Genomic DNA, 12,046 nt, shown 5'->3' with positions numbered 1-12,046 from the left:
GCTTATTCGATGATCAAACGAATGTTTGAAGCGGGGATACAACAGCAAGGTAATATTTCATTCTCGCCGACAAAAGCCAGCGGCTCCCCATTAGGGTAATGGATCTTTCCCTCGGCTAAGGTCACTCGACATGCACCGCAAAATCCATCACGGCAGTGATAATGAACTTCGACATTATTTTTTTCTAAATTATTTAATAATGTCTTGTCGTTAGGATCAAAGTTAATGTTTTGTTCTTCCACCGTGATGATAAACGTATTGTTCATAGCATCGTCGCTAGGTACTTTAGCATCAGTCATTAAACTTTCTCGACATAAGGTAATTTGTCATGAAAGAGGTAACATAATACAAAATGCTAAAGTAAATAGCAGAGGACATTTTTAAAGATCAAAATCATCAAAATCGTTACTAGATACTGAAGAGTCAACTTGACCTACAAGGTAGCTTGAAATTTCAGTTTCTTGTGGTGCTACTTGTACATTATCACTGACCAAATAGGCGTTCATCCAAGGTAATGGATTACTCTTAATTGCAAAAGGAGCGTCAAAGCCGATGGCGGCTAATCGTTGATTACTGATATATTCGATGTACTGATTTAAAATTTCAGCGTTTAAGCCAATCATAGAGCCATCTTTGAAAAGATATTGTGCCCATTCTTTTTCTTGATCAACCACATCGATAAAAATTTGTAAGCCTTCATCTTTTAGAGTTTCAGCTATTTCTTTCATTTCGGGATCGTCTTTGCCCGAAATCCAGTTATTTAAAATATGCTGAGTACCTGTTAAGTGCAAAGCTTCATCACGGGCAATCAATTTAATTATTTTCGCGTTACCTTCGAGTAATTCACGTTCAGCAAAAGCAAAAGAACAGGCAAAGCTAACATAAAAGCGGATTGCTTCTAAAGCATTTACTGAGCAAATCGCCAAAAACAACCGTTCTTTTAATTTACGTTGAGTTACTTCAATACTTTCCCCATTTACGTCATAAACGCCTTCGCCTTGTGATTGCAGAAGTTGTGTTGTGATGATCACATCATCAAAGTATTTAGCGATACTGCTCGCGCGTTTTAAAATAGCTGGATTGACAACAATATCGTCAAATACTTCACTTGGGTCGGTAAATAAATTACGTAATATGTGGGTATAAGAACGTGAATGAATGGTCTCACTAAACGCCCATGTTTCTACCCAAGTTTCAACTTCAGGTAGGGATACTAATGGCAATAGAACGGCGTTAACAGAGCGTGCTGCCATACTATCTAATAAGGTTTGGTACTTTAAATTTGAAATAAAGATATGTTTTTCAGAACTGGTTAATCCTTGCCAATCCGCTCTGTCTTTTGATACATCAATTTCTTCAGGGCGCCAAAAAAATGATAATTGCTTTTCAATCAGCTTTTCAAAAGCAACATAACGTTGCTGATCGTAGCGCGAGACATTTACACTATTTCCCAAAAACATCGGCTCTAATAAAGCATTGTTGGGAGTTTGGTTAAATGTACTGTAGGTCATGTAGTGCTCCTAGAAACAATAATCTTTTGCATTGTTTCAACATATCTAAAGGATAAATTGTTATTATTTTAGTGTTTTATTCATTGAAAGAATAACGCTTAATTATTGATAATTAAGCGTTTAAATAGCATTTATATTTTACAAGCGCCGCCGGCACAGTCGTCACTTTCAACTTCAACCTGATCATCAGCACCATCTCGGGTATTGTGATAATACATCGTTTTCACACCAAGTTTATAAGCGGTAAGTAGGTCTTTTAGAATTTGTTTGACCGGTACTTTACCCCCTTCAAATTTAGAAGGATCGTAATTGGTGTTGGCAGAAATCGTTTGATCAACAAATTTTTGCATAATACCAACAAGTTGTAAGTAACCTTCATTATTTGGAATATTCCATAATAATTCATAGTTATCTTTTAGCTTTTCATACTCAGGAACAACTTGTTTTAAAATACCATCTTTACTTGCTTTTACGCTGATCAAACCACGAGGAGGCTCGATACCGTTGGTGGCATTTGATATTTGCGATGATGTTTCTGACGGCATCAAAGCGGAAACTGTTGAATTTCTTACACCATGTTTTTTAATGTTTTCTCGTAATCCTTCCCAATCTAAATGTAAAGGCTCGCCAGTGATATTATCGATTTCTTTTTTATAAGTATCGATAGGTAAAATACCTTGCGACAGACGAGTTTCATTGAACTTAGGACAAGCGCCTTGTTCGATGGCTAACTTATTTGATGCTTGTAATAAATAGAACTGAATGGCTTCAAATGTTCTGTGCGTTAAGTTATTCGCACTCCCGTTTGAGTAAAAAACACCATTTTTTGCTAAGTAATAAGCGTAATTTATCACACCTATACCTAAGGTTCTTCGGCCAAAAGTTGCATTTTCAGCGGCTGGCATTGGGTAATCTTGATAATCTAATAAATTATCTAATGCTCGCACAGCTAAATCGGCTAAACCTTCTAATTCATCTAAGCTTTCAATCGCACCTAAATTGAACGCTGATAACGTACAAAGGGCTATTTCACCTTCGGGATCATTAATGTCATTTAATGGTTTCGTTGGTAAGGCAATCTCTAAACAAAGGTTACTTTGTCTAATTGGCGCAACTTCTGGATTAAATGGGCTATGAGTATTACAGTGATCAACATTTTGTAAATAAATACGACCTGTACTTGCACGCTCTTGAGCAAATAACGTAAATAATTCAATTGCTTTAATGCACTTTTTACGAATAGAGTCATCCGCTTCATATTGTAAATATAAACGTTCAAATTCATCTTGATCTTCGAAAAAGGCATCATATAAACCAGGTACATCACTTGGACTAAATAACGTAATGGATTCACCTTTGATTAATCGTTGATACATGACTTTATTAAACTGAACGCCGTAATCTAAGTGACGAACACGGTTTTCTTCAACACCACGGTTATTTTTTAGTACCAGTAAACTTTCAACTTCTAAATGCCAAAGTGGGTAAAATAGGGTAGCAGCACCACCACGTACACCGCCTTGAGAACAGCTTTTAACCGCTGTTTGAAAGTGTTTATAAAAAGGGATACAACCTGTGTGAAACGCTTCACCATTTCGAATAGAGCTACCTAATGCGCGAATTCTTCCCGCATTAATACCAATACCAGCACGTTGAGATACATATTTAACAATTGAGCTTGAGGCGGCATTAATCGAATCTAAACTATCACCACACTCAATTAAAACACATGAAGAAAACTGGCGGGTAGGTGTTCTTACCCCAGCCATTATTGGCGTTGGTAATGAAATTTTAAATGTTGAGATTGCGTTATAAAAACCTTCGATATAGCTTAAACGCGTCTCTTGAGGGTATTTTGCAAATAAACAAGCGGCGACCAATATATACAAAAATTGAGCGCTTTCGTAAATTTCACCAGTTACGCGGTTTTGAACTAGATATTTACCTTCTAGTTGCTTAACGGCCGCGTAGCTAAAATTTAAATCTCGGCGGTGATCTAAAAAGCTTTCCATTTGTTCGAATTCTTCTTGCGTATAATCGGCAAGCAAATGTTGATCATATTTTCCTGATTCAACAAGATTCACCACATGAGGATATAATTTAGGTGGCTCAAATTGACCGTAAGCTTTTTTCCGTAAATGGAATATCGCTAAACGTGCAGACAAAAACTGATAGTCAGGAGTCTCTTCTGAAATTAAATCAGCTGCTGCTTTGATGATGGTTTCATGAATATCTTCGGTTTTAATACCGTCATAAAATTGAATATGAGATTTCAGTTCTACCTGCGAGACAGATACATTATCTAAGTCTTCAGCAGCCCAAGCGATAACTTGGTGAATTTTCTCTAAATCGATGGGTTCTTTTTCGCCGTTACGCTTGGTTACAAAAAGATTGTTAGTCATGAAAAACCTGTTTATTAATTTTATTGTTTTAATTATTTAGGTGGATATTTACGGAAGATGGGCAAAATTCAGCAATGCACTACATCTTGGGTGTAAACATAAAACTGATCACAAGATAATGAGGTTTAAGCTTTATTGCAAGCACTAAAAAAGGCGATATTTTGCTCTAGATAAACCCGTTTAAATCTATGTTAGTGACAACTAACTTAGTATGGTCTTTTCAATTTGATTTTTGCGAAACGCAATATCTTTTTACATTTTTTTTTATCACGAAAACATCAGTATATTTATTTTAGTGATAATTTTACTATCTATATTACGTTTGGTAATATGATTTAAATTATCTTTTTAATTCAATCATTTACAGTAATTGCTTTATAAGTAGTCAGTTGTCGATTATCTAATCAATAATAAATCTTGTGGGGATTTTAGAATGTAATCTGCTTGCCACTCATGAATATTATCTGTGGATTTAATATATCCCCATTGTGCAACGAATGTTTTCATACCTGCTCGATTACCTGCTTCTATATCTCTTATGGCATCGCCAACATAAAGACAGTGCTTTGGATCAACTTTTATGGTTTCGCATGCATAAAATAAAGGTTCAGGATCTGGTTTTCTTTGCGGTAAAGTATCGCCCCCTACCATAACTGCACATTGCTCAAGTTCATTGAAAGAGGGCAGTAATTGTTTTGTTAAACCCTCGGGCTTATTGGTTACTATTCCCCAAGGGATATTGTCGGTATTTAAACGGGTTAATAACTCGGTCACACCAGGATATAAACAAGTCTGTCGAGCAATATTTTCTTGATAAAAATTCAAAAACTGTGTTCTTAATACATCATAATCATAGTTTTTCAATTGTGAATTAAAGCCTAAAGTTAATAAGCCTAATGCACCATCTGAAGCGACGGGTCGATAAATCGCTTGTGGGACCTCGGGTAAATGATATTTACGCAATACAAAATTTAATGCTTCACCTAAATCATTGGCGGTATCTAATAAAGTACCGTCAAGATCAAAGAGTACCGCTTGGGTATTGTTGAGGACATCGCTTGGTGTTTTTATCGTCATGGTTAAACCTTTTGACAACATAAAATATAGTTGACGTCTAATGATTCAATTAATTTATGATTTTCGGTTAACGGATTGTAATGAATACCTGCAGCATCAATACATTTTAAATCATTTGCTTCGGCCCAACTTATTAATTGTGAGGGGCGAATAAAATGTGCATGGTCATGCGTACCATCAGGCACCAACTTAAACACTTTTTCTGCAGCAACTATCGCTAATAAATAAGACTTGATGGTTTTATTTAATGTAGAGAAGAATACGTAACCGCCTGGTTTCACCATCTTACTGCAAGCTTGAATAATAGAGGCAGGATCAGGAACATGTTCGAGCATTTCCATACAGGTAACCACATCGAAAAATTCTGGATGATGTTCTGCTTTCTCTTCAGCAGTAATTTTTTCATAGTTTACTTTAACATTGGCTTCAAGGGCGTGAAGTTTTGCTACATTTAAAGGCTCTTCTCCCATATCTATACCAGTTACCTGAGCACCTAATTTCGCTAAACTCTCCGCCAGAATACCGCCCCCACAACCAACATCTATTATCGTTTTACCATAAATGTTTTGGGCATGCTGAATGATAAACTGTCGTCTTAAAGGATTGATTTGATGTAAGGGTTTAAAATCGCCATCTAATTCCCACCATTGGCTGGCTACTTTTTCAAACTTAGCAATTTCTTCTTGATTTACGTTTTGTTGATTAGACATATGCAGAGACATTCAAATAAAGATGAAATGCATTCTAAACCAAAGAGATTAATTCGACTAGTAAATGAAAAAGTTAGTTTAATAAATCTTAAATCGTAATTGTATCCGGATTGTTTAATTATCGACCATTTATTTAACTCTATGAATAAATTGAACTAAATTGGTAAGTATTCGGTTTATCCCAGGGTTTTTATCTTAAATCACTTTGTTTAAAATTATCACTTGAATTACATCGCTAACCAAAGCAGAATGTGATGTTATAAAGCAGTATAGTCTCATTGTTTTTTATGATAATATCGCTGCGATTTTAACAATAATAATTTCCAAATTCACATTTAGGGATACCGTCGTTATATGACCGATCTGGCAAAAAATATTGCACCAGTCAATATTGAAGATGAGCTTAAAAGCTCCTATTTAGATTATGCAATGAGCGTAATTGTAGGACGAGCGTTACCTGACGTTCGAGATGGTTTAAAACCAGTGCATCGCCGAGTTCTTTTTGCGATGAATGTTTTAGGTAATGACTATAACAAACCTTACAAAAAATCAGCCCGTGTGGTTGGTGATGTAATCGGTAAATATCACCCACATGGTGATACTGCTGTATACGATACTATTGTTCGCATGGCACAAGATTTCTCCATGCGTTACATGTTAGTTGACGGTCAAGGTAACTTTGGCTCTGTTGACGGTGATTCTGCAGCCGCAATGCGTTACACCGAAATTAGAATGAACAAAATATCTCATTCAATTTTGGCTGATCTTGATAAAGAAACGGTAGACTTTGTACCTAACTATGATGGTACTGAACATATTCCAGCGGTGATGCCTACACGCATTCCTGCTTTATTGGTGAATGGTTCTTCTGGTATCGCGGTTGGTATGGCGACTAATATTCCGCCACACAATTTAACCGAAGTGATTAATGGCTGTTTAGCGTTAATTGAAAATAGCGATATTACCATTGATGAGTTGTTAACCCATATTCCAGGTCCTGATTTCCCTACGTCAGGTATTATCAGTGGCCGAGCTGGCATAGAAGAAGCTTATAAAACCGGTCGCGGTAAAATAAAAATTCGTGCCCGTGCTGAAATTGAAGTCAATGAAAACTCAGGCAAAGAAACCATCGTAGTACATGAACTTCCTTATCAGGTGAACAAAGCTCGTTTAATTGAAAAAATGGCTGAGCTTGTTAAAGAAAAACGTTTAGAAGGTATTTCTGCGTTACGTGATGAGTCTGATAAAGACGGCATGCGTATGGTCATTGAAGTAAAACGTGGTGATGTCGGTGAAGTGGTTTTAAATAACTTATACAAACTGACTCAAATGCAAGTGTCTTTTGGCTTAAATATGGTGGCATTAACTAATGGCCAACCTAAATTATTTAACTTAAAAGAAATGCTTGAAGCGTTTGTGCTTCATCGTCGTGAAGTCGTCACTCGTCGTACGATTTTCGAATTACGTAAAGCACGTGACCGCGCGCATATCTTAGAAGGTTTGTCGATAGCGTTAGCGAACATCGACCCTATAATTAAGTTGATTAAAGAATCAAGTAACCGTAAAGAAGCCGAAGAAAAATTAATTGCTCAAGGTTGGGAACTTGGAAATGTTAGTGGCATGCTTGAAAGTGCCGGTACTGACGCTGCACGTCCTGAGTGGTTAGAGCCACAATATGGCATTCGTGAAGGTTTGTATTATTTAACGGCTGAACAAGCAAAAGCAATTGTTGATTTACAATTGTATAAATTGTCAGGCATGGAACACGAAAAAATTCTAAGTGAGTACAAAGCGTTATTAGACCTTATTGGTGAATTAATGCATATTCTTGCTAGCCCAGAGCGTTTAATGGAAGTTATCCGCGAAGAATTAGAATTAATTCGAGATGAGTTTGGCGATGAACGTCGTACCGAAATTACCAATGCGTCACATGATTTATCTTTAGAAGACTTAATTTGTGAAGAAGATGTGGTCGTTACGCTTTCAAGTGAAGGCTACGTAAAATATCAAATATTATCCGATTACCAAGCGCAACGTCGAGGTGGTAAAGGTAAAGCGGCAACGAAGATGAAAGAAGAAGACTTCATCGAACGTTTATTAGTTGCCAATACGCATGACACTATTTTATGTTTTTCAAATCGCGGTAAGTTATATTGGTTGAAAGTTTACCAATTACCATTAGCAAGTAGAACGGCACGTGGTCGTCCAATTGTTAATTTATTACCTCTTGAAGAAAACGAACGTATCACGGCTATTTTACCGGTACGTGAATACGAAGATGATAAGTTTATTATCATGGCAACTGCTTCTGGTACAGTTAAGAAAACGCCTTTAACAGCTTATTCTAATCAACGTGCTAACGGTATTATTGCCTTGAATTTACGCGATGATGACACTTTAATTGGTGTTGATATCACCAATGGTGAAAATGACATTATGTTGTTCTCAGATGCGGGTAAAGTGGTTCGTTTCAATGAAAAAGCTCGAGATAGCGAAACAGGTGAAGTGAAAATTGACCCTGAAACCGGTGAAGAAATTCATGCGTTAAGAGCGATGGGACGTACAGCAACGGGTGTTCGTGGTATCAAGCTTGAAGGCGAACAGAAAGTTGTTTCACTGATTGTTCCTAAGAACGATGGCGCCATTTTGACTATCACGCAAAATGGTTACGGCAAACGTACTGATTTAGCTGAATATCCAGCGAAAAGTCGTGCAACCAAAGGTGTCGTGTCAATTAAAGTCAGTGATCGAAACGGTCCTGTTGTTGGTGCTGTACAAGTGGAAGATCTTGATGAGATCATGTTAATCACTGATAACGGTACTTTAGTTCGTACCCGCGTTAATGAAGTAAGTATCATTGGTCGTAATACGCAAGGTGTTCGTATAATCCGCACAACGGAAGAAGAACATGTTGTCGCGTTACAACGCATTGATGAAATTGAAGAAGATGACTCAATTATTGAAGGTGAAGTAACAGAGGGTGAAACACCTGAAACTTCAACTGAAGAACCGTCATCGGAACAAACACCTGATCCTGAGAATGATGAAAATCTCAGTGATGGTGAAAACGAATAGTTAACACTGCAAACCAGAAAAATAGGCGGTGTTAACCGCCTATTTTTTTGTGTAAAAAACACATATTCATTTTATATTTTATTATTAAGGTTTTAGTTTCTCATGTCTGTTGTCTATAATTTTTGTGCTGGTCCCGCAATGTTACCCACCCAAGTGATGAAGAAAGCTCAACAAGAGTTTATTAATTGGCAAGATACGGGCTGTTCAGTCATGGAGTTAAGTCATCGAAGTAAAGATTTTATGGCACTGGCTGATGAAGCGGAGAATAATTTACGTGAATTAATGGCCATCCCACAAAACTACAAGGTGCTTTTTTGTCACGGCGGTGGTCGAGGACAGTTTTCAGCCGTTCCCTTAAATTTATTACCTGTAGGTGGTAAAGCTGATTATGTTGTTTCTGGCTCTTGGTCGAAAGCCGCGGCAAAAGAAGCTGAAAATTTTGGTGAAATAAATGTACTGAATGTTGTAGAAGAAATTGACGGTAAAAAAGTTGTAAAACCTTCCGCTCAATGGGACATATCCAAAGATTCTGCTTATGTTCATTATTGCCCGAATGAAACCGTTGACGGCATTGAAGTGTTCGATATTCCTGATTTTGGTGATATTCCTCTTGTAGCAGATATGTCATCGACAATTTTATCTCATCAAATCGATGTCAGTAAGTTTGGGGTAATTTACGCAGGCGCGCAAAAAAATATCGGACCTTCAGGGTTAACCATCGTTATCGTGCGGGAAGATTTATTAGGTAAGGCTCGTCAAGAGACTCCTTGTATTATGAATTATAAAACCAGTGCCGATAATGACTCAATGTATAACACTCCACCAACTTACGCGTGGTACTTAGCAGGTTTAGTATTTGAATGGTTAAAAAGTGTAGGTGGTGTTAGCGCTATTGAAAGCATTAATCAACGTAAAGCTCAACTTATCTATGATTATGTCGATCAAAGTTCTTTCTATAAAAATAGTATCGCCAACGAATTTCGCAGTCGCATGAATGTGCCTTTTTGGCTAGAAGATGAATCATTAAACGATGAATTTTTACGCCAAGCAGAGTCGCAAGGCTTATTGGCATTAAAAGGACACCGTATTGTCGGCGGCATGCGCGCTAGTATTTATAATGCTATGCCTTTAGCGGGTGTCGAAAAACTAGTTGCCTTTATGAAAGACTTTGAACAGGGGATTAAATAATATGGAACAGTTAACACTAAATCCAATCGATAAAATTCAAGGTGAAGTTTTTCTGCCTGGTTCAAAAAGTTTATCTAATCGCGCTTTATTAATTGCTGCACTTGCTAAAGGTGAAACTAAAATCACCAACCTTTTGGTTAGTGACGACATTAATCATATGTTAGATGCTTTAAAAATATTAAATATCAATTATACGCTTAGCGATTGCGGTACTGAATGTACGGTTGTTGGTAATGGCGGTTTTTTCAATGTTGATTCAGCCGTTGAATTGTATTTAGGCAATGCAGGAACGGCAATGCGTCCTTTGTGTGCCGCATTAGCTGCCAGTCAAGGGGAATTCATTCTAACAGGCGAGCCAAGAATGAAAGAAAGACCAATTGGTCACTTAGTTAATGCATTAACACAACTTGAAGCTGATATAGAATATCTAGAAAACCCTGACTATCCGCCGGTAAATATCAAAGGGAAGGCATTAACGGGGAGTCAGGTAAGTATTGATGGCTCTATCTCTAGTCAATTTCTAACCGCAATCTTAATGATCACCCCTTTGTTGACTACAGATACACAAATTAATATAGAAGGTGAGTTAGTGTCTAAACCTTATATTGATATCACACTCAATATAATGAGTCGCTTTGGTGTAGAAGTGCACAATAACAATTATCAATCATTCAGTGTGAAAGGAAATCAAAGTTATCAAGCCGTTGAAAAATATATGGTAGAAGGTGATGCATCTTCTGCGTCTTATTTTTTAGCTGCTGGAGCGATTAAAGGCGGCGAAGTCACGGTACATGGTGTCGGTAAATTAAGTGTTCAAGGTGATAAACATTTTGCTGATGTTCTTGAGAAAATGGGCGCTGAAGTTACTTGGCAAGATGAGTCAATCACGGTAAAAGGTAAACCACTTGTTAGCGTTGATATGGATATGAATCATATCCCTGATGCAGCGATGACGATTGCAACGACTGCACTGTTTGCTAAAGGTACTACCACTATTAGTAATATTTATAATTGGCGGGTCAAAGAAACCGATCGCTTAGCTGCAATGGCGACAGAATTACGGAAAGTCGGTGCTGAAGTGATTGAAGGTGATGATTTTATTACGATCACGCCGCCAACTAAACTTCAACATGCAGAAATTGATACCTACAATGATCATCGAGTGGCCATGTGTTTCTCATTAGTCGCGTTAAGTGATACACCTGTCACGATTAATGACCCTAAATGTACAGCAAAAACTTTTCCTGATTATTTTGAAAAATTGGCGCAAGTTTCTTGCTAATTTTGTTACAGAATAATTTTATACGCGATTTTGCCATTCAAATCCCGTATAATGCCGCCGATTTTCGACTTTAGGAGAAAAATGCATGCAGGAAAATGTACCTGTAATCACTATTGATGGACCAAGTGGTGCTGGCAAAGGAACCGCTGCTCGGCTAGTTGCAGAGCAGTTAGGTTGGCATTTACTAGATAGTGGTGCTATTTACCGTGTTTTAGCTGTAGCAACACAACATCATCATCTAACTATTGATGAGGAAGAACCATTAATTCCTATTGCCGCTCATTTAGATGTGCAATTTGAAATATCTCACGAGGGTGAAAGTAAAGTTATCCTTGAAGGTGAAGACGTTACTAACAGTATTCGTACCGAAGAAATAGGTGCTATTGCCTCAAAAGTGGCAGCCTTCCCAAGAGTGAGAGAAGCATTATTACGTCGCCAAAGAGCGTTCAAAGTTTCTCCAGGGCTTGTCGCTGATGGAAGAGATATGGGAACGGTGGTGTTTATCGATGCTCCGGTGAAAGTATTTTTAACGGCAAGTGCAGAAGAACGAGCTGAGCGTCGTTTTAATCAGTTGAAAGCAAAAGGCTTTGATGTTAAAATCGGGCGCCTTTTGGATGACATACGTCAGCGAGATGAGCGAGATGAAAACCGTAAGGTTGCTCCGCTGGTCCCAGCAGAAGGTGCGTTAATAGTTGATTCTACTGAACTTTCTATAGACGAAGTGGTCAGGAAAATCCTTTCATTTGCGAATGAAAAATTAACACAAACCACTAATATTAAATAAAAATATTAGTGAAATTA

At 37.5% G+C, this 12,046-nt stretch carries 9 protein-coding genes; 4 read left to right on the top strand and 5 right to left on the bottom strand.

Going from position 1 to position 12,046, the window contains the following annotated elements:
- Nucleotides 1-2: 2 nt before the first annotated feature.
- The 5 genes from yfaE to ubiG form a co-directional block, all read right to left on the bottom strand.
- Nucleotides 3-299: a class I ribonucleotide reductase maintenance protein YfaE gene (gene yfaE, locus RM573_RS00910; RefSeq protein ID WP_432280193.1), complete on the bottom strand. Its 297-nt coding sequence runs from the start codon at nt 297-299 to the stop codon at nt 3-5.
- 81 nt (nt 300-380) lie between these two features.
- Nucleotides 381-1,511 (bottom strand): class Ia ribonucleoside-diphosphate reductase subunit beta, encoded by a 1,131-nt coding sequence (gene nrdB, locus RM573_RS00905; protein ID WP_311575846.1) that lies wholly within the window; start codon nt 1,509-1,511, stop codon nt 381-383.
- Nucleotides 1,512-1,642: 131 nt separating this feature from the next.
- Nucleotides 1,643-3,913, bottom strand: a complete 2,271-nt coding sequence (nrdA, locus tag RM573_RS00900; RefSeq protein WP_311575843.1) for a class 1a ribonucleoside-diphosphate reductase subunit alpha — start codon at nt 3,911-3,913, stop codon at nt 1,643-1,645.
- 396 nt (nt 3,914-4,309) lie between these two features.
- Nucleotides 4,310-4,990 (bottom strand): HAD family hydrolase, encoded by a 681-nt coding sequence (locus RM573_RS00895; protein WP_311575841.1) that lies wholly within the window; start codon nt 4,988-4,990, stop codon nt 4,310-4,312.
- Between the two features lie 2 nt (nt 4,991-4,992).
- Nucleotides 4,993-5,700 carry a bifunctional 2-polyprenyl-6-hydroxyphenol methylase/3-demethylubiquinol 3-O-methyltransferase UbiG gene (gene ubiG, locus RM573_RS00890; RefSeq protein WP_311575839.1) on the bottom strand — a complete coding sequence of 236 codons (708 nt, stop codon included), beginning with the start codon at nt 5,698-5,700 and terminating at the stop codon, nt 4,993-4,995.
- A gap of 354 nt (nt 5,701-6,054) precedes the next feature.
- On the opposite strand from ubiG, the gene gyrA reads away from it, so the two are divergent.
- The 4 genes from gyrA to cmk all read left to right on the top strand — a co-directional run bounded on the left by gyrA (nt 6,055) and on the right by cmk (nt 12,029).
- Nucleotides 6,055-8,775 (top strand): DNA topoisomerase (ATP-hydrolyzing) subunit A, encoded by a 2,721-nt coding sequence (gene gyrA, locus RM573_RS00885; RefSeq protein WP_311575837.1) that lies wholly within the window; start codon nt 6,055-6,057, stop codon nt 8,773-8,775.
- 102 nt (nt 8,776-8,877) lie between these two features.
- Nucleotides 8,878-9,963 (top strand): 3-phosphoserine/phosphohydroxythreonine transaminase, encoded by a 1,086-nt coding sequence (gene serC / locus RM573_RS00880; RefSeq protein WP_311575835.1) that lies wholly within the window; start codon nt 8,878-8,880, stop codon nt 9,961-9,963.
- A gap of 1 nt (nt 9,964) precedes the next feature.
- Nucleotides 9,965-11,245 carry a 3-phosphoshikimate 1-carboxyvinyltransferase gene (gene aroA, locus RM573_RS00875; protein WP_311575832.1) on the top strand — a complete coding sequence of 427 codons (1,281 nt, stop codon included), beginning with the start codon at nt 9,965-9,967 and terminating at the stop codon, nt 11,243-11,245.
- An 85-nt stretch (nt 11,246-11,330) separates the two neighbouring features.
- The gene (cmk, locus tag RM573_RS00870) at nt 11,331-12,029 is read left to right on the top strand and encodes a (d)CMP kinase (RefSeq protein WP_311575830.1); all 699 of its coding nucleotides are present in this window, start codon (nt 11,331-11,333) and stop codon (nt 12,027-12,029) included.
- The last annotated feature ends 17 nt before the right edge of the window (nt 12,030-12,046 follow it).

Source organism: Thalassotalea castellviae (assembly GCF_031846185.1).
Classification (GTDB): domain Bacteria; phylum Pseudomonadota; class Gammaproteobacteria; order Enterobacterales; family Alteromonadaceae; genus Thalassotalea_H; species Thalassotalea_H castellviae.
The sequence above is the reverse complement of the archived record's forward strand: the minus strand, read 5'-3'. Positions and strand labels throughout refer to the sequence as shown.

Bases quoted from the DNA above. Each gene is read 5' to 3' on its own strand.
- aroA (WP_311575832.1), top strand. From the start codon at position 9,965: ATGGAACAGTTAACACTAAATCCAATCGATAAAATTCAAGGTGAAGTT.
- serC (WP_311575835.1), top strand. From the start codon at position 8,878: ATGTCTGTTGTCTATAATTTTTGTGCTGGTCCCGCAATGTTACCCACC.
- gyrA (WP_311575837.1), top strand. From the start codon at position 6,055: ATGACCGATCTGGCAAAAAATATTGCACCAGTCAATATTGAAGATGAG.
- ubiG (WP_311575839.1), bottom strand. From the start codon at position 5,700: ATGTCTAATCAACAAAACGTAAATCAAGAAGAAATTGCTAAGTTTGAA.
- nrdA (WP_311575843.1), bottom strand. From the start codon at position 3,913: ATGACTAACAATCTTTTTGTAACCAAGCGTAACGGCGAAAAAGAACCC.
- RM573_RS00895 (WP_311575841.1), bottom strand. From the start codon at position 4,990: ATGACGATAAAAACACCAAGCGATGTCCTCAACAATACCCAAGCGGTA.
- yfaE (WP_432280193.1), bottom strand. From the start codon at position 299: ATGACTGATGCTAAAGTACCTAGCGACGATGCTATGAACAATACGTTT.
- cmk (WP_311575830.1), top strand. From the start codon at position 11,331: ATGCAGGAAAATGTACCTGTAATCACTATTGATGGACCAAGTGGTGCT.
- nrdB (WP_311575846.1), bottom strand. From the start codon at position 1,511: ATGACCTACAGTACATTTAACCAAACTCCCAACAATGCTTTATTAGAG.